21 protein-coding genes are annotated in these 26392 nt (G+C 66.6%); 8 read left to right on the forward strand and 13 right to left on the reverse strand.

Annotated elements, in window-relative coordinates:
- From GV027_RS09505 to GV027_RS09525, 5 genes are all read right to left on the reverse strand, one after another.
- Entirely contained in the window at window positions 1-255 is a 255-nt protein-coding gene (locus GV027_RS09505; RefSeq protein WP_031394429.1) for an ATP synthase F1 subunit epsilon, read from the reverse strand.
- Between the two features lie 126 nt (window positions 256-381).
- On the reverse strand, window positions 382-1854 hold the full coding sequence (gene atpD / locus GV027_RS09510) for a F0F1 ATP synthase subunit beta (RefSeq protein ID WP_037530472.1): 1473 nt from the start codon (window positions 1852-1854) through the stop codon (window positions 382-384).
- A 17-nt stretch (window positions 1855-1871) separates the two neighbouring features.
- Window positions 1872-2765 (reverse strand): F0F1 ATP synthase subunit gamma, encoded by an 894-nt coding sequence (locus tag GV027_RS09515; RefSeq protein WP_056405313.1) that lies wholly within the window; start codon window positions 2763-2765, stop codon window positions 1872-1874.
- 70 nt (window positions 2766-2835) lie between these two features.
- Window positions 2836-4365 carry a F0F1 ATP synthase subunit alpha gene (gene atpA / locus GV027_RS09520; protein WP_031394432.1) on the reverse strand — a complete coding sequence of 510 codons (1530 nt, stop codon included), beginning with the start codon at window positions 4363-4365 and terminating at the stop codon, window positions 2836-2838.
- 2 nt (window positions 4366-4367) lie between these two features.
- Entirely contained in the window at window positions 4368-4937 is a 570-nt protein-coding gene (locus GV027_RS09525; RefSeq protein ID WP_031394433.1) for a F0F1 ATP synthase subunit delta, read from the reverse strand.
- Window positions 4938-5260: 323 nt separating this feature from the next.
- Between GV027_RS09525 and GV027_RS09530 the strand changes: the two genes are divergently transcribed.
- Window positions 5261-5938 carry a dienelactone hydrolase family protein gene (locus tag GV027_RS09530; protein WP_159511702.1) on the forward strand — a complete coding sequence of 226 codons (678 nt, stop codon included), beginning with the start codon at window positions 5261-5263 and terminating at the stop codon, window positions 5936-5938.
- 78 nt (window positions 5939-6016) lie between these two features.
- On the forward strand, window positions 6017-7102 hold the full coding sequence (locus tag GV027_RS09535) for a bifunctional transcriptional activator/DNA repair enzyme AdaA (RefSeq protein WP_159511703.1): 1086 nt from the start codon (window positions 6017-6019) through the stop codon (window positions 7100-7102).
- Window positions 7103-7129: 27 nt separating this feature from the next.
- Here GV027_RS09535 and GV027_RS09540 read toward each other — a convergent pair whose 3' ends face one another.
- Window positions 7130-8716, reverse strand: a complete 1587-nt coding sequence (locus GV027_RS09540; protein WP_159511704.1) for a hypothetical protein — start codon at window positions 8714-8716, stop codon at window positions 7130-7132.
- Between the two features lie 79 nt (window positions 8717-8795).
- Window positions 8796-10313, reverse strand: coding sequence for a S1C family serine protease (locus GV027_RS09545; protein ID WP_159511705.1), 1518 nt, complete (start codon window positions 10311-10313; stop codon window positions 8796-8798).
- Window positions 10314-10444: 131 nt separating this feature from the next.
- Here GV027_RS09545 and GV027_RS09550 point away from each other — a divergent pair, with 131 nt between their 5' ends.
- From GV027_RS09550 to GV027_RS09565, 4 genes are all read left to right on the forward strand, one after another.
- Entirely contained in the window at window positions 10445-11971 is a 1527-nt protein-coding gene (locus GV027_RS09550; protein ID WP_166746812.1) for a CpaF family protein, read from the forward strand.
- A gap of 231 nt (window positions 11972-12202) precedes the next feature.
- On the forward strand, window positions 12203-13483 hold the full coding sequence (locus GV027_RS09555; protein WP_236559141.1) for a glycosyltransferase 87 family protein: 1281 nt from the start codon (window positions 12203-12205) through the stop codon (window positions 13481-13483).
- A 261-nt stretch (window positions 13484-13744) separates the two neighbouring features.
- Entirely contained in the window at window positions 13745-15010 is a 1266-nt protein-coding gene (locus GV027_RS09560) for a PDZ domain-containing protein (RefSeq protein ID WP_236559142.1), read from the forward strand.
- Window positions 15010-16536: a hypothetical protein gene (locus tag GV027_RS09565; protein ID WP_159511707.1), complete on the forward strand. Its 1527-nt coding sequence runs from the start codon at window positions 15010-15012 to the stop codon at window positions 16534-16536. The genes GV027_RS09560 and GV027_RS09565 overlap by 1 nt, the downstream gene beginning before the upstream one ends.
- On the opposite strand, the gene GV027_RS09570 is transcribed toward GV027_RS09565, so the two are convergent.
- Window positions 16488-18071 carry an amidase gene (locus GV027_RS09570; protein WP_201302603.1) on the reverse strand — a complete coding sequence of 528 codons (1584 nt, stop codon included), beginning with the start codon at window positions 18069-18071 and terminating at the stop codon, window positions 16488-16490. The two genes, GV027_RS09565 and GV027_RS09570, sit on opposite strands and share 49 nt — an antisense overlap.
- A 62-nt stretch (window positions 18072-18133) precedes the next feature.
- Window positions 18134-18961, reverse strand: coding sequence for a ferredoxin--NADP reductase (locus GV027_RS09575; protein ID WP_031441376.1), 828 nt, complete (start codon window positions 18959-18961; stop codon window positions 18134-18136).
- Between the two features lie 282 nt (window positions 18962-19243).
- Here GV027_RS09575 and uvrB point away from each other — a divergent pair, with 282 nt between their 5' ends.
- Window positions 19244-21442 carry an excinuclease ABC subunit UvrB gene (uvrB, locus tag GV027_RS09580; RefSeq protein WP_159511708.1) on the forward strand — a complete coding sequence of 733 codons (2199 nt, stop codon included), beginning with the start codon at window positions 19244-19246 and terminating at the stop codon, window positions 21440-21442.
- Between the two features lie 122 nt (window positions 21443-21564).
- Here the strand turns inward: uvrB and GV027_RS09585 are convergent, their stop codons facing one another.
- Window positions 21565-21942: a PRC-barrel domain-containing protein gene (locus tag GV027_RS09585; protein WP_159511709.1), complete on the reverse strand. Its 378-nt coding sequence runs from the start codon at window positions 21940-21942 to the stop codon at window positions 21565-21567.
- A gap of 117 nt (window positions 21943-22059) precedes the next feature.
- On the opposite strand from GV027_RS09585, the gene GV027_RS09590 reads away from it, so the two are divergent.
- A complete protein-coding gene (locus GV027_RS09590) occupies window positions 22060-22608 on the forward strand; it encodes a hypothetical protein (protein WP_159511710.1) in 549 nt (182 codons plus the stop codon).
- Between the two features lie 561 nt (window positions 22609-23169).
- Here GV027_RS09590 and GV027_RS21710 read toward each other — a convergent pair.
- From GV027_RS21710 to GV027_RS09605, 3 genes are all read right to left on the reverse strand, one after another.
- On the reverse strand, window positions 23170-23700 hold the full coding sequence (locus GV027_RS21710; protein WP_159511711.1) for a DUF2501 domain-containing protein: 531 nt from the start codon (window positions 23698-23700) through the stop codon (window positions 23170-23172).
- A 71-nt stretch (window positions 23701-23771) separates the two neighbouring features.
- A complete protein-coding gene (locus tag GV027_RS09600; RefSeq protein WP_159511712.1) occupies window positions 23772-25289 on the reverse strand; it encodes a fumarate hydratase in 1518 nt (505 codons plus the stop codon).
- Between the two features lie 207 nt (window positions 25290-25496).
- Window positions 25497-26246: a hypothetical protein gene (locus GV027_RS09605; RefSeq protein WP_159511713.1), complete on the reverse strand. Its 750-nt coding sequence runs from the start codon at window positions 26244-26246 to the stop codon at window positions 25497-25499.
- Between the last annotated feature and the right edge of the window lie 146 nt (window positions 26247-26392).

Raw genomic sequence — 26392 nt, forward strand, 5'->3', positions numbered from 1 at the left:
TTACTCGCCCGCCTGCTCGGCGAGGATGGTCAGGCCCTTGGCGTTGACCTCGGCGAAACCACCGCGGATCGCGATCGTCTCGGGCGTGCTGTTCTGCGTCCGATGCACCTGCACGCTTCCGTCACGGACGGTCGACATGAACGGCGCATGGCCTTCCAGCACGCCGAAATCGCCTTCGGTGCCGGGGACGACGACCATATAGACCTCCTCCGACCGGACGAGCTTTTCTGGCGTGACGAGTTCGAAATGCAGCATCTTGTTTGCCTTCTCCCTCTTCCCGTCGGGGAGAGGGTCGGGGTGAGGGGCAGTACCGGGCGAGAGCGCTCGTGGCGGCCCCTCACCCCAACCCTCTCCCCCGAGGGGAGAGGGAGCAGCAGAAGCTTACGCCTCCGCAGCCATCTTCTCGGCCTTGGCGACCGCTTCGTCGATGCCGCCGACCATGTAGAAGGCGCTCTCGGGCAGGTGATCATACTCACCCTCGACCACTGCCTTGAACGAACGGACAGTGTCCTCGAGCTGGACGAACTTGCCGCTGATGCCGGTGAAGACCTCGGCGACGTGGAACGGCTGGCTCAGGAACTTCTGGATCTTGCGCGCACGCTGCACGGTGAGCTTATCCTCCTCGGACAGCTCGTCCATGCCGAGAATCGCGATGATGTCCTGCAGCGACTTGTACTTCTGCAGCGTCGACTGAACCGCACGGGCGGTGTCGTAATGCTCTTGGCCGACGACGCGTGGCTCTAGCAGACGCGAGGTCGAGTCGAGCGGATCGACTGCCGGGTAGATGCCCAGCTCCGAGATCGCACGGTTGAGGTTGGTCGTCGCATCGAGATGCGCGAACGACGTTGCCGGTGCCGGATCGGTAAGATCGTCCGCGGGAACGTACACGGCCTGCACCGAGGTGATCGACCCCTTGTTGGTCGAGGTGATGCGCTCCTGCAGCGCGCCCATGTCGGTCGACAGCGTCGGCTGATAGCCCACCGCCGACGGAATGCGGCCGAGCAGTGCCGAAACCTCTGCGCCCGCCTGCGTGAAGCGGAAGATGTTGTCGACGAAGAACAGCACGTCCTGGCCTTCGACGTCGCGGAAATATTCGGCGATCGTCAGACCCGACAGAGCCACACGAGCACGTGCGCCCGGCGGCTCGTTCATCTGGCCGAATACGAGTGCGACCTTCGAGCCTTCCGACTGCGGATTGCCGTCGGCGTCCTTGGCGATGACGCCCGCGTCGAGGAACTCGTGGTACAGATCGTTACCCTCACGGGTACGCTCGCCGACGCCCGCGAACACCGAGGTGCCGCCGTGGCCCTTGGCGATGTTGTTGATCAGTTCCTGGATCAGCACGGTCTTGCCGACGCCGGCGCCGCCGAACAGGCCGATCTTGCCGCCCTTTGCGTACGGTGCGAGCAGATCGATGACCTTGATGCCCGTGACCAGGATCGCGCTCTCGGTCGACTGGTCGACGAACAGCGGTGCCGATGCGTGGATCGGGGCGGTCTGCTCTGCGCCGACGGGGCCACGCTCATCGATCGGCTCGCCGATGACGTTGAGGATGCGACCGAGCGTCTTCGGACCGACGGGCACGCGGATCTGCGAGCCGGTATCGGTGACGGTCTGGCCGCGGGTCAGACCCTCGGTCGCGTCCATCGCGATCGTGCGGACGGTGTTCTCGCCGAGATGCTGCGCGACTTCCAGGACGAGCCGGTTGCCGTTGTTATCGGTTTCGAGCGCCGACAGAATCGCGGGCAGGTTGTCGGGGAAATGCACGTCGACGACCGCGCCGATCACCTGCGAGATGCGACCCGTGTTGTTCGTTGCCGCCACTGGGGCGATGGTCTCTGGGGCGGTTGCCATTATCTGCTTCCTTGGGCTTACTTGAGCGCTTCGGCGCCCGAGATGATTTCGACCAGCTCGGTCGTGATCGCGGCTTGGCGTGTACGGTTATACTGGATTGAGAGGCGCGTGATCATGTCGCCCGCGTTGCGCGTGGCGTTGTCCATCGCGTTCATGCGGCTGCCCTGCTCCGACGCCGCGTTTTCGAGCAGCGCGCGGAAGATCTGGATCGCGACGTTGCGCGGCAGCAGATCGGCGAGGATCGCTTCCTCGTCGGGCTCATACTCGACCACGGCTTCCGCCGGTGCGTTGGGTTTTGCCTCTGCGCCGGGGATGGTCGAGAGCGGCACGGGGACGATCTGAATGCCGGTCGGCACCTGGACCAGCGCCGACACGAACTTGGCGTAGAACAGATGCGCGACGTCGAACTGACCCTCGCCGAAGCGCTTGATCAGGTCTTCGGAGATCGCCTGCGCGTCGCTGAACGCGAGCTTCTTGATTCCGCCCATCTCGTGATCGGCGAGAATGTCGTTCGGGAAGAAGCGCTTGATCACGCGCCCCTTCTTGCCGGCGACATAGAACTTCACGGTCTTGCCGGCCGCGATCAGCTCCTCGGCCTTGCGGCGTGCCGCGCGGACGATGTTGGTGTTGAACGCACCGGCCAGACCACGCTCCGACGTCGCGATGACGATCAGATGGACCTGGTCCTTGCCGGTCCCGGCCAGCAGGGGCGATGCGCCCGGCGCGATGCCGACGCGCCCGGCAAGGCTCGCCATCACCGCTTCGAGCCGCTCGGCATAGGGCCGGCCGGCGACCGCCGCGTCCTGCGCACGGCGCAGTTTCGCAGCGGCGACCATCTTCATCGCCTTGGTGATCTTCTGCGTCGACTTCACCGAGCCGATACGGATCTTGAGTGCCTTGAGGCTCGCCATCTACGTCCCTTTGTTCCCCCGCGACGGCGGAGGCCCAGCCTGCCCCCGCATCAGCGGGGGCATGTTCTACTTATGCAAACGTCTTGGCGAACGCCTCGAGCGCTGCCTTCAGCTTGTCCTTCGCCTCGTTACCCAGATCGCGGGTATCGCGGATCAGCTTGAGCACGTCGGCATGGTTCGCGCGCATGTCGGCGAGCAGTGCCTGCTCGTAGCGGGTCACGTCGGCGACGGGCACCTTGTCGAGGAAACCGCTGGTGCCGGCGAAGATCGACACGGTCTGCTCCTCGAACGGCAGCGGCGAGAACTGCGCCTGCTTGAGCAGCTCGGTCAGACGCGCACCGCGGTTGAGCAGCTTCTGCGTCGACGCATCGAGATCCGACCCGAACTGCGCGAACGCCGCCATCTCGCGGTACTGCGCGAGCTCGAGCTTGATCGAGCCCGACACCTTCTTCATCGCCTTGGTCTGTGCGGCCGAGCCGACGCGGCTGACCGAGAGACCGACGTTGATCGCCGGGCGCACGCCCGAGAAGAACAGGTCGGTTTCGAGGAAGATCTGGCCGTCGGTGATCGAGATCACGTTGGTCGGGATGTACGCCGAAACGTCGCCCGCCTGCGTCTCGATGATCGGCAGCGCGGTCAGCGAACCGCCGCCGTTCGCGTCCGACATCTTGGCCGCACGCTCGAGCAGACGGCTGTGAAGATAGAACACGTCGCCGGGATAGGCTTCACGGCCCGGAGGACGACGCAGAAGCAGCGACATCTGGCGGTAGGCGACCGCCTGCTTCGACAGATCGTCGTAGCAGATCAGCGCGTGCATGCCGCGATCGCGGAAATACTCGCCCATCGCGACGCCGGTATAGGGCGCGAGATACTGGAGCGGTGCGGGGTCCGACGCGGTGGCTGCAACGACGATGGAATACTCCATCGCGCCATTCTCTTCGAGCGTCTTGACGAGCTGCGCGACCGTCGAGCGCTTCTGGCCGATGGCGACATAGACGCAATACAGCTTCTTCGACTCGTCGTCGCCCGCGTTCGCGGTCTTCTGGTTGATGAACGCGTCGATCGCGACGGCCGACTTGCCGGTCTGGCGATCGCCGATGATCAACTCGCGCTGGCCACGGCCGACGGGAACGAGTGCATCGATCGCCTTGAGACCGGTCTGGACCGGCTCGCTGACCGACTGGCGCGGGATGATGCCCGGCGCCTTGACCTCGACGCGGCTGCGCTCGGTCGTGTGGATCGGGCCCTTGCCGTCGATCGGGTTGCCGAGACCGTCGACCACGCGGCCGAGCAGCTCCTTGCCGATCGGCACGTCGACGATCGTGCCGGTGCGCTTGACGATGTCGCCTTCCTTGATCTCCGAGTCAGACCCGAAGATCACGACGCCGACATTGTCGGCCTCGAGGTTGAGCGCCATGCCCTGCACGCCGTTCGAGAATTCGACCATCTCGCCGGCCTGGACGTTGTCGAGGCCGAAGATGCGCGCGATGCCGTCGCCGACGCTCAGCACCTGGCCGGTCTCGCTGACCTGGGCCTCGGTGCCGAAATTGGCGATCTGATCCTTGATGATCTTCGAGATTTCTGCGGCGCGGATATCCATGGTCAGCCTTTCATCGCCTGCGCGAGCGTGTTCAAACGGGTGCGGATCGACGAATCGATCATCTGGCTGCCGACGCGGACGACAAGTCCGCCCAGCAGCGATGGGTCGACGTTGAGGTCGACGGAAACTTCACGGCCGACCCGCTGGCGGAGCTGATGCTTCAGCTCGATCACCTGCTCTTCGGACAGCGGATGCGCAGAGGTCACTTCGGCTGCGATCTCGCCGCGATGCTGCGCAGCAAGCGTGCGGTACGCCTTGATGATCTTGGCCAGCGCGCCGAGCCGGTGGTTCTCGGCCAGCACGCCCAGGAAATTCTTCGTGGTCGCATCGACGCCGAGCTCGTCGGCGACGGCGGAGATCGCCTTCACCGCCGCGCCGCGCGATACCATCGGGCTCGTCGTGAGGTCGCGGAGCGTGTCGGACTGCGCAAGCGCATCGCGCACGGTCGACAGGCTCTGCTCGACCGCGTCGATCGTCTTGGCGTCACGCGCCAGTTCGAACAGGGCGAGCGCATAACGCCCACCTAAGCTCGCCTGGATAGCGCCGCCGCCGTTACCGGGAAGTGTCTCCACGGACCTGTCAATCCTCGTCTGAAACCGAATGTCGCCGTCCCACAAGGGAAGAGGGCGCGAAAGCACCTCTACCGGGACGCGGCGCGGGTAGCATCGGGTTCCAGCATTGGCAAGCCGGGCGGGCGGAGGAGACGACTGGTTTGTGACTGTTTTGTCATCGGTAGATGGTTGGAAGGCCCACCTCACCCTCTTCGTCATCCCCGCGCGGGCGGGGATCCATATCCGGACCCAGCGCATTCATCGCAGGGCCTGGCACTATGTGTTCCCGCCTCCGCGGGAATGACGATAATGGTCGGAACAGGATCACATGACAAGGAATCGGAATGACCGGCACGATGGAAACGATGACCATGTCCGACGGCGCGACGATCGCGGTCTATCATGCGCAGCCGACGGGAGACCGTCGCGGCGGTCTCGTCCTCGTGCAGGAGATCTTCGGCGTCACCGACCATATCCGCGATCTGTGCGACGAATATGCGGCCGATGGCTATGAAGTGCTGGCACCCGCCCTGTTCGACCGGGAGCATCCAGGCTTCGAGGCGGACTATTCGGGTGACGGCCTTGCCCGCGGGATCGAACTTGCGCGGCAGCTCCATCCCTTCGAACTGTCGCTGACCGACGTCCAGACCTGCATCGACTCGCTCGCCCCCGCCGGACCCGTGTTCGTCGTCGGCTATTGCTATGGGGGATCGGTCGCGTGGTTCGCGGCCACCCGCCTCACCGGCGTGGCCGCCGCGAGCGGCTATTATGGCAGCATGATCCCGGCGGCGGCGGACGAAGAGCCCAAGGTTCCCGTCATCCTCCATTTCGGCCGCCACGATCACGGCATCCCGATGGAGGGCGTCGAGCAGGTGATCGCCAAGGACTGGCCGAACGCGACGGTCCATGTCTACGAGGCGGGCCACGGCTTCAACTCGGATCGCCGCAAGGATTATCACGAGCCGAGCGCCGATCTGGCAAAGGCGCGCACGCTTGCGCTGTTCCACGCGAACGGCGGCTGACAAGCGCGGGCGTCTGCTCCCCGGTTTGACCGCAAGCCGCGGGATGCAGCGCCCCGACCGACGCGCTACACCTTGGCAATGACGCACACCGCCCCAGATCCGGACACCGCCTGGACCGCCTTTGCCAACCGGGAACGGGCGTGGGACGGTCGGTTCATCGTCGCGGTGAAGACCACCGGCATCTATTGCAAGCCGAGCTGTCCGGCCCGTCATCCCAGACGCGAGAATGTCGTCTTCCTTGATGACCCGGCCAGCGCCCGGGCGGCCGGGTTCCGGGCCTGCCTTCGCTGTACCCCGGACTCCGTGGGCCGCGACCGGATCGCGGTCGCCGCCGCCGTCGCGCTGCTCGAAGCCACGGACGACCGCCTCTCGCTCGACCAGCTCGCGGCGCAGGCGGGCTATACGCCGCATCATTTCCACCGGCTGTTCAAGCGCGCGACCGGGGTCACGCCGGCCGCCTATGCCCGCGGCCTGCGCAGCGCACGCGCCGCCGACGCGCTGACCCGGGAGGCGCACGTCGCCGCCGCGATCTACGATGCGGGCTATGCCGCGCCGAGTCGCTTCTACGCCGGCGCCGCGTCGCGCATGGGGATGCCGCCGAGCGTCTGGGCGCGCGGCGGCGACGGGGTCCGCATCCGCTGGACGATCGTCGCGACCAGCCTCGGGCCGCTACTGATCGCCGCGACCGATACGGGACTGTGCCGCGTGGCGTTCGACGAGGACGCGGCCGCCCTCGTCGCACGCTTTCCCAGGGCGATCGTCACGCCCGGCGATACGGCACTCGCCGATCTCGCGGCGCGCGTCGTCGCCAGCGTCGAATCACCCGAGCGCCAGCACGACCTTCCGCTCGACGTCCGCGGCACCGCGTTCCAGGAGGCGGTCTGGCAGGCACTCGCCTGCATCCCCGCGGGCGAGACGCGCACCTATACGCAACTCGCCGCTGCCGCCGGCACCCCGGCCGCGGTCCGCGCAGTCGGCAGCGCGTGCGGCGCCAATCCGATCGCCATCCTCATCCCCTGCCACCGCGCGCTTCGCACCGACGGGACACTCGGCGGCTACGCCTATGGGCTCGACCGCAAACGTGCGCTGCTGGCGAAAGAGGCGCCGCGCGAACCCGCCCTGTCGCCCGCACATTCAGGCGATCCCCGACCGTCGACATCGTGACGAGGGTCGGGGTCCGCGCCCTCGCCGCTAATTCGCCGGTGTCGGCCCAGACGGCGTCGCCGCCACCGTCTCCCCCCGTGCCTTTGCAAGCGCGAGCATCGCCGCGGGCCCCGTCACGCCGGTATCGAGGATCGCGATCAGCCGCGCCGCCGGGTTGTCCGCCGACTGGTGCGGATCATAGGCGAGCGGGCGCAGCGCGCGTCTGGCGGCATCGGTCTGACCATCCATGATCGCCTGCGCCGCGACCTTGAAGCGCAGCGCCGGGTCCTGCGGCACCAGCTCGAGCGCGCGACCGATCCCCAGGATCGCGGCCGCGCTGGGAGCCTCGCCCGCCGCGGCGAAGCTGTCATAATAGAGCGACAGCGCCTCGGCATCGTCGGGCGCCTGGCGATTGGCCGTGACGATCCAGCGCCGCGCCGCACCCCATGCTGAAGCGTCGCGCGGCGTCGACGCAGCGGCGCGCCGCATCATCACCTGCGCCTTGTACAGCATCGCCTGGCGCGACGTCGGATCGGCGGCGAGCGCGCGGTCGGCAGCAGCCAGTGCCGCATCGTCCTGCCCCGCATCATACGCCATCTCCGCCAGCCAGCCCTGCGCCAGCGCATCATCGGGAAAGGCCGCCGCGATCCGGGCGGCGCGCGCGAAGATCGGTGCGGCGGTGGCACGATTGACGCCGCGCTCCGACTGCATCCGCAGCTCGACCATCGCCGCGGCGCCCGGCGACAACGGCGTCACGACCACCGGCGCGACGGGCAGCTTATCATACGCGATTCGCAGCCCCGGGATGCGCGACTGGCGCAGATACGCATCGAGCGCCTTGTCGAGCGCGCGCAGGTCGCCGAACGCCGCGGTGGCCGCGGTTACGCTCGGCGTTCCCGCGTTCAGCGCGGTCAGATACTGCTGGAGCTGCCGGCCGCGCGCCGCGTCGAACATCAGGTAGTGCGTCAGCAGCCATCCGCGCCCGTACATCACCCCGCGCTGCTCGTCGGTCAGCTTCTGCCCGGTCGCGAACAGGGTCGCCGCGGACACCGGCTTGGCCGCGAGCAGGCTGTACGCCCGGTGCTGCGCCGCGCCGCCGAGCTGGACATACTCCTTCTCGAACGCGGCGGTCGAGACGAACTCGGCATAGCCCTCGGAAAACCACGCCGGATAGGCGGCGGCGTAATTGCCCAGCAGGAAGTGATGCGCATATTCGTGGAACAGGACGATCTGCGGAATTCCGCCGCCGCGCGTCGAACGGCTGCCGTCCCCGCCCTCGTCGATCCGCGGGGTGAAGGCGACCGACCCGCTTGCGCGCGGCAGGTAGAATCCAGCGATGCCGCGATCGCCCGACAATCGGCGGATCGCAGCGACGTCGTTCGCGACATAGACGGTGACGCGGTTCGCGCCCTTCGCGCCGGTGCCCTCCGGCGTGCGGTGGAGATGCCGGATCGCCCCGTCGAACTGCTCGAGCCGGGTCGCCATCGTCGTGAGCGCGGCGGGCGGCATGTCGGCATAGATCTCGAAATGATCGGAGGTCGCGCGCGCCCATCTCGCCGCTGCCGGCGTCCAGGCACCGACCAGTCCCGCCATGATGGTGACGCTCCACGCCACCCCATGCCTAACTCTGTGCATTACCCGCATCGCCATCCCCCTCAACACCGCCATCCTGCCATGCGGATCGACGCGTGCCGAGGGGGTAAACGAGACTCGATCAGTCTGCCGACGTGCAGGAATAGACGAGCTTCTCATTGGGCAGCGGCGGCAACGTGGCCCGGACTGCAGACTGCTGGCCGACCAGCCGCGTGATCGCCGCCGGATCGGTCGTGCACTGCCCCGGCGTGTCGCCACGCGCCGCCCGCGACGCGGTCATCCCCGCCGCCGACATCAGATAGCGCGTATTGGCGTAGGTCCGCGTCGCCGGGTCGAACGATAGTAGCGACACCGTCTGATCTGCCTCGGGCACCAGCACGCGCTCCCACCGGCCATTGCCCGCGACATATTGGGTCTTGCCGTTGACGCAGCCACCCGCGCCCCAGCTGAGCGGCACGTCTTCGCTCGACGAGATCGTGATCCGGCTCCGTTCGGGGATCAGCCGGCACATTAGCCGGCCGAGCGCCTTGTCCTCGACCACCGGCCCCGATCGCGCGACCGACGCCGCGGGAAGGTCGACCGCGCCCGACGGCCTGGCCACGAACACGACGACCGCCGCGACCACCGCGACGCCACCGCCCGCGACCGTCCAGATCGCCGCACGCCGCCGGCCGCGCGATTCGAGCAGCCCCGCCGCACCGATCCCGAGCGCGCCTGCGACCAGCAGCAGCCCCGCGATCGCCATGACGTTCTCGCGCCGGCGCTCCGCCTCGATACGCGCCTGTTCCAGCGCGCGTTCGCGCGATAGCGCCGCCTGCGTCGCCACATCACGCTGCGCCGCCGCCGCATCGGCCGCCGCGCGCACGTCTGCGTCGCTGTCCTGCCGCAGCCGCTCCTCGATCGAGGTGCACGGCGTTCCGACCGCGCTATAGGGCTGCTTCGCCTCGCGCAGGAACGCGGCGAGTTCGGTATCCGCAATCGCGAAACCGAACGTCGAATCGCCTTCTTCGCCGCGGGTGATCGCGGAATTGACGCCGATCACCCGCCCGCACCGGTCGAGCAGCGGTCCGCCCGAATTGCCGCGCGCGATATTGGCGGTGTGCAACAGCACCTCGACATCGCTCAGACTGCGCCGGCCCGAGAACACGCCCTCCGACCGCACCGGGCTGGTCGGCCGGATATAGTCCGCGGCCGAGCGCGCGGTGGCGAGGTCGACATTGCCGGGAAAGCCCAGCGACACCACCGCCCCGCCCTCATCGATCGGTCCCGTATACAGCGCGGTCTGCGGCAGGCGCGCGCCGGTGAACTCGATCAGCGCCAGATCGCGCTGCACGTCATAGGCAATCACCTTGCCCTGATAGGATTTGTCCCCCTCAGTCGGCACAACGCCGACGACGACATTGTCGGGATAGCGTTCCGCCAGCTCGACAACATGCGCGTTGGTGACGATCCGGTTGGGCGCGACCGCGAAGCCGCTGCCATGACCGAAGCCGACGACCTGATCGTCGACCACCGCGATCGTCACGACACGCACGACCCCTCGCCCGGTCGCGCTGATGTCGTCGGCGCTGGCGGGGGCGGCGATGCCGATGAGCGCGGCGAGCGGAAGGACGAGCAGGGTTAGCAGGCGGATCAGCATGCGCCCCCCTTATCCGCCCGCGCGCCGCGGCAGAACCCGTTTCCGGACGCCGCGCGGTCGCCGACCGATTGGTTAGCGAATTGGCAAGGCTTCGCCGGTAACCCCGGCATTAACGATCGAGGGACTGGTGCATGAGCGCGTTCGGACGACGCAGTGGGATGAGTGGCGGAACGGCAGCGCGGCCCGCGTTCGGAGTCGCGCGACCGATGCAGGGCGGTGGCCCAGCCCCGCGACCCGATCCCGAGGGCGGCGCGCAATTCCCTGCGCTCGACACCCTCCTGCCGATGCCCGGCGAGACCGAGGGCGGCGTGCCGATCGGTCAGGTCGACGCGATGCAGCGACTCGCCGATCGTCAGGCCGCGTCGGGCGATGCGGGCGCGAGCAAGGTCGAGGGCTTCGAACAGTCGATCCACAAGATCAAGGAACAGGTGCTCCCCCGCCTGCTCGAACGCGTCGATCCCGAGGCTGCGGCGACGCTTGGCAAGGACGAGCTGGCAGAGGAATTCCGCCCGATCATCGGCGAGGTGCTCGCCGAGCTGAAGCTGACGCTCAACCGCCGCGAACAGTTCGCTCTCGAAAAGGTATTGGTCGACGAGCTGCTCGGGCTCGGGCCGCTCGAGGAATTACTGGCGGATCCGAACATCACCGACATCATGGTGAACGGCCCCGAACAGACCTATGTCGAGCGCAAGGGCAAGCTCGAACTCGCCCCCATCCAGTTCCGCGACGAGGAGCATCTGTTCCAGATCGCGCAGCGGATCGTGAACTCGGTCGGCCGCCGCGTCGACCAGACCACACCGCTCGCCGACGCCCGCCTCAAGGACGGCAGCCGCGTCAACGTGATCGTGCCGCCGCTGAGCTTGCGCGGCACCGCGATCTCGATTCGTAAGTTTTCGGCCAAGCCGATCACGCTCGACATGATGGCCGGGTTCGGCAGCATGAGCCCCAAGATGGCGACCGCGCTCAAGATCGCCGGTGCCTCACGGTTCAACGTCGTCATCTCGGGCGGTACCGGTTCGGGCAAGACGACGATGCTCAACGCGCTGTCGAAGATGATCGACCCGGGCGAGCGCGTGCTGACGATCGAGGACGCGGCGGAGCTACGCCTGCAACAGCCGCACTGGCTGCCGCTCGAGACGCGCCCCGCCAATCTCGAGGGCCAGGGTGAGATAAGCATCCGCGATCTCGTCAAGAACGCACTGCGTATGCGTCCCGACCGGATCATCCTGGGCGAGATCCGTGGCTCCGAGTGTTTCGACATGCTCGCGGCCATGAACACCGGTCACGACGGCTCGATGTGCACGCTCCACGCCAACTCCCCGCGCGAGGCGCTCGCGCGTATGGAGAACATGGTGATGATGTCGGACATCAAGGTGCCCAAGGAGGCGATCTCGCGTCAGATCGCCGATTCGGTCGAGCTGATCATCCAGGTAAAGCGCCTGCGCGACGGCTCGCGCCGCGTGACCAACATCACCGAGGTGATCGGCATGGAGGGCCCCGTGATCGTCACGCAGGAGCTGTTCAAGTTCGAATATCTCGACGAGAGCGCGGACGGCAAGATCCTCGGCGAATACCGCTCGATGGGCCTGCGCCCCTACACGCTCGACAAGGCGAAGCAGTTCGGCTTCGATCAGGCCTATCTCGAAGCCTGTCTCTGATCCCTGCTGACCGCATAAAGGACAGGTGGTTGAGACCGTGCTAGAAATGCCAGTCTGTGTGTGCCCAGTTCCGGACGTTCAGGTCGTCTGCGCGACTACCCAAGGATTGTCGTTTATTGATTTTAATCTGATGATCTTGTTCGAGTTGTTTTACCTGTCCTCCGAACGGTGATTGTAAAGCGAGCGGCGGACCGTCCGGCCCAAGAGCGCGCCAGCGTTATCAGCGTCGATATGCACCACCAACCTCCATCCAGCTTAGCTTTTCTCGTTCGTCACCGAATGGTGTTGTTGTGCGCACTGTTGATCGTGCTGGGCTTGGCCGAACGGCTTGCATTTTTGCCGGTGCGCACGTCGGACATGGGGATCTATCAAACGCCATGGTTGCAGGCTGCCGAACGGGCAGGCGGAAGCTATCTGCGACACAAGTTCACTAACTACACGCCATTCTACGAACATTGCATGGCGCTCATGGCGCTGTTTCCCGGAACCGCGGTCCTGCGGATCAAGATCTCTGGGGTATTGTTTGACGGGGTGCTGGCATTTACCGTCACGCGTCTCGTGCCGCGAGGCAGACGACTGCTCGCCGCGGCAGTTACGCTGGCGCTGCCGACCATCGCGATGAATTCGGCCCTGCTCGCCCAGTCCGATGCGATCTATGGGGCCATGGTCGCTGCTTGCATCGCCGCTGCTCTGCGAAAGAAGCCGGTATGGGCAATGCTTGCCTTCTCGGCTGCCATTGCGGTCAAGCTGCAAGCGCTTTTGGTCGCGCCGTTGCTTGTGCTGCTGTGGCTGGACCGTCGCCAACCTTTATGTTCGTTTGCGCTTGTCCCGCTCACGTACGTGCTGTTCGCGCTGCCCATGGCCATGGCGGGCCGTTCAGCGATCGAGATCTTTGGCGTCTACAGCCAGCAATACGACTTTTTTGCAATCCTGTCCGTCAATGCGCCGAATGTCTGGCAGGTTGGGCAGAGCATGATGAGTTACGAACGCGGCCTGATGCTGGGCCTGCCCTGCGCGGTGATGCTGACGGGTACTGCCATCCTGCTGCTATGGCGCGCAGGCACGCTGCATGCGCGCAACGGGCTTCTGTTGGCTGCGGCGATCCTGCTGATCATTGTCCCCTACGTCACACCTAAAATGCATGATCGATACTTCTATCTGGTCGATCCGGTTATGGTAGCGCTGGCTTGCCGTGACCGTCGTTTCCTTGCACCCATGCTCCTCGCCCAAACAGCGTCTCTCCTGTCCTATGTGCCATTCATTGCCGACAGCTACATCGCGTTTGACCCGGTATGGGGCCGCGCCGGGGAGGTCGCGCAGGTAACCGGGCTCAATTACGGGATACTGCCCCTGTTCGGCGCCGTTGCGATGGGGGCTGCGCTGATCCTGTTGATTGGTGAGGCGTACCGGGGTGCCAAATGGGACACCGGCATTCTACGACGCTGGCCTTGGGGGGGGCGGTTTTCAGGCCTATCGCTTCGCGGACGACGGGCGGCACTCGCCGTCGGCTAGGCGGTAGGCGTCTGACGGACAACGCCGCCGTCGTCAGGAGCTACGCGACAAGCGTCGGACAATTGCAATGGAAGCGTAAGACAGCGGCAGGAAGGGCAGACAGCCCGCTCTTACGTGCGAGCGGCGCACGAGTCTGGATGAACGGCGCCGACAATCTGCGGCTTCACCAGACGCCGCCCGGCCGGTTTCCTCTCTAGCCTACCTGCCCCCGAGGGGGGTGCAGCTTGTAAGGCCCCGCCAACGCGCTAGGGACGGTTGCACATGCGTATGCTTACCCTCGCCATCGTCCCGCTGTTGGCGGTTCTGAGCGTTTCGGCGCGGCAGCCGGCATCGCAGGCCGTGCCCGAGGCCAATCCGTCCGGTTCCACCCCCGGCACATCCCCCGGCCACGCCACTTCCCCCGCCGACCGCGACCAGGGCGTCGCCCGGCTCGCCACCGATACCGAAACACGCTGGGTGCCGTTCGACCTGACGCCGGGCAACCAGATCCGGTTCGCGATGCAGATCGACGGGCGCAGCATCACCGCGATCCTCGATACGGGGGTCAGTTATACGTTGCTCGCCGACACCTCCCCCGCGGTGGTCCGGCGCGCGCTGAAGCCCGGCGGGCGGGCGAGCGCGATCGGCGGATCGGTCGCGCTGCGCTGGATGCCGACGCGGTCGATCGTGCTGGGCGGTCTGACGCGCAGCGGCGGCGGCGTCAGTGTTGCCGCCCTCCCCGCGCTCGCGACCGGCAGCGCGACGGCGGTCGACCTGCTGGTCGGGCGCGACCTGCTCGCCGCGCACGCGCTCGACATCGATTATGCCGCGCGCCGCTTCCGGCTGATCCCGACCGGGCGGCTGCCCTTTGCGGGCGAGACCGCGCCGCTGACGATCTCGTCCGATCGACGCGTCTATGAAAGCGCGATCCGGATCGGCACGCACGCGCTGGCGCCGATCGTCGTCGATACCGGCGACGGATCGGCGATCACCGTGACCGCGGCGGGCTGGCGCCGTGCCGCGCCGCCGGGGCTGCCGACCACCACCGCGATCGCCTATGGGCTCGGCGGCTCGGTCGTCAGCGGCCTCGCGATCGCCCCCGAGATCCGCGTCGGTACGCTCGTCGCGCGCGACACCGAGGTGCGGATCGAACCCGAGGCGGGCTTTTCGCAGTCGATCGGCGCCGCCGGGCGGCTCGGCTCGGGGTTTCTCCAGCATTATCGCGTGCTGCTCGACCCGAGCGCGGCGCGGATGGTCCTGCGCCGCGGAGACGTCGCCGATCCCCGCCCCATCCGGTCGACCAGCGGCCTGCTGATGGGCGTCGAGAGCAACCGGCTGAAGGTCCTGCACGTGATGCGCGGCGGCCCGGCCGAGGCGAGCGGGTGGCAGGTCGGCGACCTGATCTGTTCGATCGACGGCCAGCCCATTCCCCGCGACTATCCAGCCAGCCCGCTGGCGAACTGGACTATCCGCCCGCCCGGCAGCGTCGTCCGGCTCGGGCTGTGCGACGGTACGACGCGCACACTGACGCTCAGGACTTTCTACTGATGACATCGGCCACGACTGCATCGTCCGGATCCCGCTGGACGCCCGCGCTGATCCTGCTGATGATCGCGCTGGCGATCCGCGCCTGGGATTTCGGCAATCCGGTGATTGCCGTCGACGAGCAATATTATCTGCTGGTCGGCGACCGGATGCTGCACGGCGCGATCCCCTTTGTCGACATCTGGGATCGCAAGCCGATCGGGCTGTTCCTGCTGTTCGCGGCGATACGGCTGCTCCCCGGCGACGGGATCCTCGCCTATCAGCTCGTCGCGACCGGCTGCGCCTGGCTGACTGCGGTCCTCGTTCATCACGGCGCGATGCGGGTCGGCGCGACGCGGCGCGGTGCGCTGGCGGCGGGAGCGACCTATCTGGCCGGGCTATCGCTGCTCAGCGGCGGCGGCGGGCAGGCGCCGGTCTTCTACAATCTGCCGATCGCGATCGCCGCGCTGCTGACCTTCCGCCTGCCCGCGCTCGCGGCGGCGAACGAACGCCGCGCGATCGTGCGTGGCGGCGCGCTGGCCTGCCTGCTCGCAGGGATCGCGATCCAGATGAAATACACGCCCGCCTTCGAGGGCGCGTTCTTCGGGCTGGCGCATCTCTGGTTCCACCGCCGCACCGGCGCGTCGGTCTCAGCGACGCTGGGCGCGGCGCTGCTGTGGATCGCCGTCGGGCTCGCGCCGTCGCTCGCCGCGCTCGGCTGGTACACCGCGCACGACCTGTTCGCGACCTTCTGGTTCTCCAACGTCACCTCGATCTTCCTGCGCCCCGGCTATCCGCTCGCGCAGGTGGTGATGCGACTGCTCGGCATCCTCGTCCAGCTGCTCCCGCTGATCGCCGCCGCGGCGATCACCTGGCATCGCCGCGCGGATCTCGGGATCGACCGTGCGGTCGCGCGGCTCGCCTTTGGCTGGCTGATCGCGGCGTCGCTAGGCTTTCTCGCGATCGGAACCTTCTTCGATCATTACGGCCTGCCGCTGGTTGCCCCGCTGGCGATCGCCGCCGCGCCCGCGCTGTCACGCCATGCCAAGCTGCTCGCGATCGCGCTGATCGTCCCCTTCACGATCCTCGCAGTCGAACGCATCGTGCGGCGCGACGACGCCCCCGGCGCCTATGCGCTGGCCCGCATCGTCCAGGCGAACAGCGGCGACGAATGCCCCTATGTGTTCCGCGGCGACACGGTCACCTATCTGCTCGCGCGGACCTGTGTGCCGACGCCCTACGCCTTTCCCAACCTGCTCAGCCTGTCGACCGAACAGGGCGCGACCGGGATCGACGAGGCGGCAGAGGTTCGCCGCATCCTCGCCAACCGTCCGCCGGTGATCGTCACCTCGACGCGCCGCCTGTCAATCTGGAACGTCGGCAGCCTGCGCGCGCTGAAGGCGACGCTCGCAAGCGACTATCGCCTCGTCTTCACCACGCGCCGGCTGAAGGATCGCAGCGCCATCTATCTGCGCAACGACCGCGTGTTCGTCGCCCCCGATCAGCGGGCCCCGTCGAGTCCGGTGCCCACCGCCGCCGACGGCAGGTAACGCGGCGCGGTCCGCGCCTTGGCCCGCTGTTCATAGGCATAGCCCGCGTTCAGCACCGTGCCGTCGCCGTAGCGCGTCGCGATGAACGACAGCCCGACCGGCAGTCCGCGGACCAGCCCCATCGGCACGGTCAGGTTAGGATAGCCGGCGACCGCGGGCAGTTCGCTCGCGCTCGGTCCGCCATATTGGTCGCCGTACACCGGCTCGCTGAGCCAGGCGGGACCATAGGTCGGCTCGACGAGCACCGTTGCCCGCGCGGTCTTCAGCATCGCGTCGATCCCCTCCGCGCCTGCCAGCCGCAGTGATTTCGCACGGGCCGCCTTATAGGCCGGGTCGTCGAGCCCGCGGGTCTTGGCCGCCGCCTCGAACGTCTCCTGCGCGAAGAACGGCATCTCCGCTGCTGCATTGGCGCGGTTGAACGCGATCACCTGGTCGAGCGTCCGGGTCCGCACCGCCGCGGGGGTGGTCGCGAGATAGGTGTCGAGATCGGCCTTCAGCTCGGTCTGCAACACCAGCAGCTCCGCCTCGCCGATCCCGTCGAGCTTGGGCTGCTTAACCTCGACGAGCACCGCGCCCGCGGCCTTGAGCACCCCCAACGCGACCTCGTACCGCGCCGCGACGTCCGCGGTCATCTCGGGCCGGACGACCCCGATCCGCAACCCCGAGAGTGCGCTGGTCGACAGGGCGGCGGCATAGTCGCGCTTGTACGCGCCTGCCCCCGCGGTCGCGGCATCCGCCGGATCCGCTGCGATCATCGCCGAGAACATGGTCGCCACGTCGCGCACGCTGCGCGCCATCGGCCCGGGCGTGTCCTGGCTATGGCTGATCGGCACGACATGCGTGCGACTGACCAGCCCGATCGTCGGCTTCAGCCCGACCAGCCCGTTGATCGATGACGAGCACACGACCGAGCCATCGGTTTCGGTGCCGATCGCGGCTGCTGCAAAGCTCGCCGCGATCGCCGCGCCCGACCCGCTCGACGATCCGCACGCGGTCCGGTCGAGCGCATAGGGGTTCCGCACCAGCCCGCCGACCGCGCTCCACCCACTCATCGACCGGGTCGAGCGGATGTTCGCCCATTCGCTGAGATTGGTCTTGCCGAGGATCACCGCTCCCGCCGCGCGCAGCTCCGCGACCACCGGCGCGTCGCGACGCGTCATATTGTCCTTGAGCGCCAGGCTGCCCGCGGTGGTCGGCATCGCGTCGGCGGTCTCGACATTGTCCTTGATCAGCACCGGCACGCCGTGCAGCGGCCCGCGCACCCGCCCCGCCCGACGCTCGGCGTCGAGCGCCTTGGCCTGGGCCAGCGCGTCGGGATTGAGCGCGATCACGCTGCGCAGCGTCGGCCCCTTGCGGTCCATCGCCGCGATCCGCGCGAGATACGCCCGGACCAGATCGACACTGCTCGCCGTCCCCGCCGTCATGCTCGCCTGGAGCTGTTCGATCGAGCGTTCCTCGACCGCGACGGTCCTGGCCACCGCCGCCATTGGCATGGCGGCGGTGGCAAGCAGGATTCCGGTGATAATCTGGCGCATTTTCAGTCCCCTTTAGCATGACGCTATCGGGGATCGGACGGCGCGCCAAGCGCCCTGGCGGGTCAGCCGACGAAGGCGCGCTCGATCACGAACGTACCGGGCTTGGAATTCGCGCCCTCTTCAAAGCCCTGCGCCTCGAGCATCACCGCGAACTCCTTGATCATCTCGGTCGATCCGCACAGCATCGCGCGGTCGGTCTCGGGGTTCAGCTTCTGGTCGCCGCGCACCGGATGGCCGAACAGCGACGCGTCCTCGATCAGCGCACCGATCCGCCGCGTGGTGCGGAACGGCTCGCGCGTCACGGTCGGGATGTAGTGGAACTGCGTGGCTGCCTCCTCAGCGATCAGCGGATCCTCGGCGAGCAAGGCGACCATCTCGTCGTGATAGGCAAGGTCGCTGACGCGGCGCACGCTGTGCACGACGATCACCTGTTCATAGGCCGAATAGACGTCGGGATCGCGCATCAGGCTGAGGAACGGCGCGAGGCCTGTGCCGGTCGAGAACATGAACAGCCGCTTGCCCGGGAGCAGCGCGTCGAGCACCAAAGTGCCGGTCGGCTTCTTGCCCAGATACACCTCGTCGCCCGGCTGGATCAGCTGGAGCTTCGAGGTCAGCGGGCCGTCCTCGACCTTGATCGACAGGAATTCGAGCTCTTCCGAATAATGCGGGCTCGCGATCGAATAGGCGCGCATGATCGGCTTGCCGCCGTCCTGGGGGAGGCCGATCATCACGAATTCGCCCGAGCGGAAGCGGAAGGTCGACGGGCGCTCGATCGCGAAACTGAACAGATGCTCGTTCCAGTGGCGCACCCACAGAACCTTGGCGTTGAGGAACGCGGGCGTTTCCGGGATGAGCACGGGCGCGCGGGTTTCGAGGGTTTCGGCGGTCATGCGTCTATTCCTTGGCCGCGCGGAGTCGCGCCGGCGGGTCGATGGCTTGCGAAACGGTCGCATTATGGATGCGCGTGCGGTGGGTCAACATTAGCAAAGCTTGGGGCTGCACAATGCAGCGGTATCGGTTTCGCCGCCCCTCCCGTCATCCTGACGAAAGTCAGGACCCAGGGCCGCAAAGGACTGCCCCCGGGATACTGGGTCCTGACTTTCGTCAGGATGACGGATCAGGGCCGACCAGCACGTTGCCGACTCGACGGGTGTTCCCCATATTCCCCCTCGATGGCCATCCAGATCCGCACCAGCCTCGCCGAACCCGAAACCGGCGACACCTTCGTCCCGCACCGCCCGACCGCGCGCCCCGCAAAGGTCGAGGGCGGCAAGCGGTTCAAGCTCGTGAGCGAATATGAGCCGGCAGGCGACCAGCCGACCGCGATCGCCGAACTCGTCTCGGCGATCGGCGAGGGCGAGAAGGACCAGGTGCTGCTCGGCGTCACCGGCTCGGGCAAGACCTTCACGATGGCGAGCGTGATCGAACGCGTGCAGCGGCCTGCGCTAATCCTCGCGCCCAACAAGATCCTCGCAGCACAGCTCTACGGCGAAATGAAGTCGTTCTTTCCCGACAACGCGGTCGAATATTTCGTCAGCTATTATGATTATTACCAGCCTGAAGCTTATGTCGCGCGGTCGGACACCTATATCGAGAAGGAATCCTCGACCAACGAGTCGATCGATCGGATGCGGCATTCGGCAACGCGCGCGCTGCTCGAACGTGACGACGTGATCATCGTCGCGTCGGTGTCGTGCCTGTACGGCATCGGCTCCGTCGAGACCTATTCGGCGATGATCTTCGATCTGAAAAAGGGCACGACGGTCGACCAGCGTGAAATCGTGCGCAAGCTCGTCGCGCTGCAGTACAAGCGCAACGACGCGGCGTTCCAGCGCGGCAATTTCCGCGTGAAGGGCGACACGCTCGAAATCTTCCCGTCGCATTACGAGGACAGCGCGTGGCGCATCTCGTTCTTCGGCGACGATATCGAGGAGATCACCGAGTTCGACCTGCTGACCGGCAAGAAGGTTGCGTCGCTCAACTCGGTGCGCGTCTATGCGAACTCGCATTACGTGACGCCCGGCCCGACGCTCAAACAGGCAGGCGAGGCGATCAAGCACGAGCTGGCCGAGCGGCTGAAGGAGCTGGTGCTCGAGGGCAAGCTGCTCGAGGCGCAGCGGCTGGAGCAGCGGACGAACTTCGATCTCGAGATGATCGCGGCGACCGGCAGCTGCGCGGGAATCGAGAATTACTCGCGCTTCCTCACCGGTCGGATGCCGGGTGAGCCGCCGCCCACGCTGTTCGAATATCTGCCCGACAACGCGCTGCTGTTCGTCGATGAGAGCCATGTCACGATCGGCCAGATCAACGGCATGTCGCGCGGCGATCACCGCCGCAAGCTGACACTTGCCGAATATGGCTTCCGCCTTCCCTCGGCGATCGACAACCGGCCGCTACGGTTCAACGAATGGGACGCGATGCGCCCGCCGACGACCTATGTCTCGGCGACGCCGGGCAGCTGGGAGATGGAGCAGACCGGTGGCGTGTTCGCCGAACAGGTCATCCGCCCAACCGGGCTGATCGATCCGCCTGTCGAGATCAAGCCGGTCGAGGAGCAGGTGCAGGACCTGATCGTCGAGGTCGGGAAGACCACCGCGCTCGGATACCGTACGCTCGTCACGACGCTGACCAAGCGGATGGCGGAGGATCTGACCGAGTATATGCACGAGGCGGGGATCAAGGTCCGCTACATGCACAGCGACGTCGAGACGCTGGAGCGTATCGAGCTGATCCGCGACCTGAGGCTTGGCGTGTACGACGTGCTGATCGGCATCAACCTGTTGCGCGAGGGGTTGGACATTCCCGAATGCGGGCTGGTCGCGATCCTCGATGCGGACAAGGAGGGCTTCCTTCGGTCCGAAACATCGCTGATCCAGACGATCGGTCGTGCGGCGCGTAACGTCGACGGCCGCGTGATCCTGTACGCCGATCGCGTCACCGGTTCGATGGAGCGCGCGATGAACGAGACCGCGCGCCGTCGCGAGAAGCAGGTCGCGTACAACACCGAACACGGCATCACGCCAACGACGATCCGCCGCAACATCGGCGACATCATCGCGCATGTCGCCAGCCAGGATCAGGTTACCGTCCCGATCGACGAGGACCGCCCGCACATGGTCGGCCACAACCTGCGTGCCTATATCGAGGATCTGGAAAAGCAGATGCGCAAGGCCGCGTCGGATCTGGAATTCGAGACCGCGGGGCGGCTGCGCGACGAGATCCGGCAGTTGGAGCACGAGGAACTGGGTCTGCCGGTCGACCAGCAGAAGGCGCCGGTCATGGGCCGCTCGAACGAGGGCAAGCCAGGCACGCGCAAGACGCGCTACGGGAAGAGCCAGAAGATGCGGATGGGTGGCTCGCGCTCGCGTTGAAGCGCCTATCTCCGTTTTCGTCACCCTGACGAAAGTCAGGGCCCAGAGCCGCGGATGCTGCGGTCAGTAACTCTGGGTCCTGACTTTCGTCAGGATGACGGACGTATCGGCCCGCGCTCGCGTTACCCGACGACCAGATCCTCACGGCTCGACCCGTAATAGCTCGCCACCCGGTCGGCATAGGCCTGGTCGAAGACCGGCGCATTGTTCGACCAGCTCGGCCCGCCCTCAAGCACGCGCTTGTCGATCGTCACCACATACAGGTCACGCACCGCGTCGAACTGAAGCAGCGCGAACGGCAGCGGGTAGAAGCTCTTGCCCATGCCCAGGAACCCGCCGAGGCTCAGCACGGCATGCGTCGCGCGCCCGGTACCCTTGTGCACCATGAAGGCATAGACCGTCCCGACCGCGTCGCCATCGCGGCTCTCGACCTTCATCGTCCCCGAAATATTGGCCTGCACGAGCAGCTGGGTTGGGGTCTGGGCAACGGTATCGGACATGGATCGTCTCCTGATTTACAGTGTTCCGTCGCTGAACCGGTAGCAGCGTGCGCCGGTTCCCACGCGATCGCCGTCCTCGCGCCTTGAGCGGCCGCCGGGCGTGCCGCATAGCAGGTCATGCGCGCCCACACCCCTATCGCCGCTGGCTGGCCCATCGCCGCCGGCCTCGCCACGCTGACGCTGATCGCCGGTTGCGTCGCGCCGCCGCGCGCCGAACCGCCGCCGCCGCCACCGCGCGTCGAGGCGCCCGCCCCCGCCCCACGCCCCGCCCCGCTCGCGGCGGATTGGCGCGACTGGCCCTATACGCCGGGAAGCTGGACCTATCGCCGCGATCCGCGCGGATCGGTGGCGAGCTTCGGAACGCAGGCGGCGCTGCCCGCGCTCACCCTGCAGTGCGATACCGGCACGCGGCAAATCCATCTGTCGCGTACTGCGGCGGCGGCCACGCCAATGACGATCCGCACGTCGAGCGTCACGCGCGCCCTGTCGGTTCAGCCCGGCAATACGCCCGGCACCGTGACGGCGACGCTGCCGGCCAGCGATCCGCTGCTCGAGGCGATGGGGTTCAGCCGCGGTCGGTTCGTGATCGACCAGCAGGGCCAGCCTGCCCTCGTCATCCCCTCATGGGCGGAGATCGAGCGCGTGACCGAGGATTGTCGCGGGTAAGGGCCGGCATTCGCGCAGCCTGTCGGACAGCCTTTGAGGATTGCGCGAAATCTTCTGCAAAACAAGACTTGTATCAACAGGGCGCCCGGCACACATTGCGGTTGCGGTCAGGCTTGGCCGCGTTTTTTCAACAAGCGAAAGGAGGTGATCCGATGTCTCATGGTTCAGCAGTGAGTTCGGTTCGGTTCGTTCGGGGGACGCGCTACTGATATCCGACGGCATGTGCGGGAGGTATCGCCCTCCAATCAACGCGCATGGCACAGGATGAGGTGGTACGCATGGTCCTCCGGGCTGGAGCTCTCCGGCCGCTGACCATGTCAGGAGGTTGTCGGGTCGTCGTGAGACGCCCTGGCAACCTCTTTTCATTTCTGGGTGGTTTTGTTTGGAGGATGCGGACGTGATCCCGCATCTTTAAGAGAACGGTCCTCCCCCAACTCACACAGTCATCCTGACGAAAGTCAGGATCCAGAGCCACGCAGGTTTCCCCAAATTACCCTGGATCCTGACTTTCGTCAGGATGACGGGACGGGCGACGGCTAGCCGCCCTAGCCCGCGCGCCGCTTAGAGAAACGCCTTGGCCCGGTTGAGCACGAGGCTGCACATCTTCGTCTTCACCTGTCCGCCGAGATTGTCGAGCGACAGCCCCTGACCATTCGGCGCCTGAAGCTCCCCCGCCTGTCCCGCTGCAAAGCCGGGCGACGTCCGCACGCCCTGCCGCCCGGTCAACCGCTGCAGGATCGACTGCGCGCCCGCTGCCTGGCCCGTCGCAGGAGCCTGCGTCCGGGACTGGGGCGCCGTTTGCCGCCCGGTTAACGCGCCAAGTGCCCCGCCCTGACCGAGCAGGTTGTTCTTAAGGCAATAGCCTAGCAGACCTGCCGCATTGCCCGCACCGATCGAACCGATGCTCGACGCGCCACCGCCGAGCAGGCCGCCCAATCCGCCACCCAGCCCGCCAAGACTGTCACCCAAGCTACCGAGGCCCCCGCTGGACGTACGGGGCGCGGGCACAGGTGCCCCGCTCTGGGCAACGGCGCTCGTCGTCATCAATGTTGCGACCGCGATCGCGACGACGGGGTTGGCGGGCTTGAACATACGAAACTCCTCTGGTTCGCAAGCTCAACGGAAGGGCCGCCCTCCCCGTTCCACGTCATCAGGACGTGCGGTCACGCCGGCGCGAGCAACCGCTCCCGTGCGATCTTCTCGCGCCAGACGAGTGGCGCCAGCTGGTGGACGTTCTCGCCCGCCGAATCGACCGCGACGGTCACCGGGAAATCGGCGACTTCGAATTCGTAGATCGCTTCCATACCCAGATCCTCGAAGCCAACGACCTTCGATCCCTTGATCGCGCGCGCGACGAGATAGGCCGCACCGCCGACCGCCATCAGATAGGCCGACTTGGCCTCGGCGATCGCCTTGGTCGCATCGCCGCCGCGCTCGGCCTTGCCGACCATCGCGAGCAGGCCCTGGTCGAGCATCATGCGCGTGAACTTGTCCATCCGCGTCGCGGTAGTGGGGCCCGCGGGCCCGACCACCTCGTCGCCGACCGGATCGACCGGTCCGACATAGTAGATCACGCGGCCACGGAAATCGACGGGCAGCTCCTCGCCCCTGGCCAGCATATCCGCGATCCGCTTGTGCGCGGCGTCGCGCCCGGTCAGCATCTTGCCGTTCAACAGCAGGCGGTCGCCATGCTTCCACGTCTGCACGACCTCGGGCGTCAGCGTGTCGAGATCGACACGGATCGCGGCCTTGTCGGGCGTCCAGTTGACGTCGGGCCACTCCTCGAGCTTTGGCGCTTCAAGATAGACCGGGCCCGAGCCGTCGAGCACGAAATGCGCGTGGCGCGTGGCGGCGCAGTTCGGAATCATCGCGACGGGCTTCGACGCGGCATGCGTCGGCCAGTCGAAGATCTTGACGTCGAGGATGGTGGAAAGCCCGCCCAGCCCCTGCGCGCCGATACCCAGCGCGTTGACCTTGTCGTAGATCTCGATCCGCAGCGCCTCGATGTCGTTCTTCGGACCGCGTTCCTTCAGCTGCGCCATGTCAATCGCGCCCATCAGCGACTGCTTGGCGAGGATCATCGACTTTTCCGCGGTGCCGCCGATGCCGATGCCGAGCATCCCCGGCGGGCACCAGCCCGCGCCCATCTGCGGGATCATCTCGAGCACCCAGTCGACGATCGAGTCGCTCGGGTTCATCATCTTGAACTTCGACTTGTTCTCGCTGCCGCCGCCCTTGGCCGCGACGTCGATCGAGACGGTGTTGCCGGGCACCATCTCGACATGCATCACGCTCGGCGTGTTGTCCTTGGTGTTGCGACGCGTGAAGGCGGGATCGGCGAGTATCGAGGCGCGCAGCTTGTTCTCGGGGTTGAGATAGGCTTTGCGGACGCCTTCATCGACGACCTCCTGCAGGCTGCGGGTCGAATCGAGACGGCAATCCTGGCCCCATTTGACGAAGATCGTGACGATGCCAGTATCCTGACAGATCGGGCGATGGCCCTCGGCGCACATCCGGCTGTTGGTCAGGATCTGCGCGATCGCATCCTTGGCGGCGGGGCTCTGCTCGGCCTCGTACGCGACACCCAGCGCGCGGATGTAATCCATCGGATGGTAGTAGCTGATGAACTGGAGCGCGTCGGCGACGCTTTCGATCAGGTCGGCTTCGGTGATGACGGTCATGCAGCGCCTTTACGGATACGGGTTTGCAGGCGTCTTAGCGGCGATCGGGTGATTTATGAAGATGGGGTCGGCCGGGCGATCGCCGCGCAACCCGCCACGACGTCCGCGCTTGCACGAGGTCCGACGTGTGAGGTTCTCCAAACAAAAGGGGCTGGAGTGGACACATCACCACTCCAGCCGCTCAGGCTGTGATTACGGGCGGCAGCCTTACATCGGCGGCGTCAGGCCATCCTTGCCGACCGCGACGGACCTCGCCCCCGACGCGCCGGCCAAGGTGATCGCGAACAGCTTCTGGCCCTTTGCGAGGATCGAACGCTCAGCCGGCTCGAACCGCACGATCGGCGTGCCGACGGGCACGACGACCTGTGCCTTGCCGCCCTTGTACGAGATGCTGAGCTTGGTTTCGCCGGGCTTGCCCGCGCCGCCGGTGACCGTGCCGTTGGTCATCCCGCTCTGCTGGTCGACCGTGCCGTTGGTCATCGCGCTCTGCCCATCGACGGTGCCATTGGTCATTGCACTCTGCCCATCGGCCGCGCCGCCGCCGGCAGCCGCGACCACGCCGGGAACGTCCCAGGGATAATGGCCCTCGCCGGTCCCGCGCATCGCCTCGGGGAAGATGACGAGCTCGACCGCGCGCAGTGCGTCGTCGGGACCAGTCGTCGCGGTGCCGATGAAGTCGCCGTCCTTAAGCGTCGACAGATCAGACTTCACCACCCAGGCAACCTTGGTCTTTGCATCGAGCGGCACGCTGACCGACTTGCCGTCATAGGTCTGGACGGTCACCGCGTCGGGGCCGACCGCGGTGATCACGCCGCGGACGCGGGTGACGTCGGACGCTGCGCTTGCCGCCGCGCTGGTATTGACGGTGGCAGTGTTGGCGCCGGTCGATGTCGTGTCGCCACAGCCGCCAAGGATCGCGATCACGCCGCTCAACAGCATCAATTTTTTGGTCACCATCGCATTGGATCCTTCGAATATCATAGCGCGCGGTGCCATGACGGCATCGGCGAACGGTGTGCGGCCGGCCACAAAGACATGGTCGGTTTGGTTCAACGCCGTAAACGAGCAACCGGGCGCATCCCGCCGACCCGATGCTCGGAGAC

The sequence above is a fragment of the Sphingomonas sp. T1 genome, from assembly GCF_902506585.1.
Taxonomy (GTDB): Bacteria; Pseudomonadota; Alphaproteobacteria; order Sphingomonadales; family Sphingomonadaceae; genus Sphingomonas; species Sphingomonas aerolata.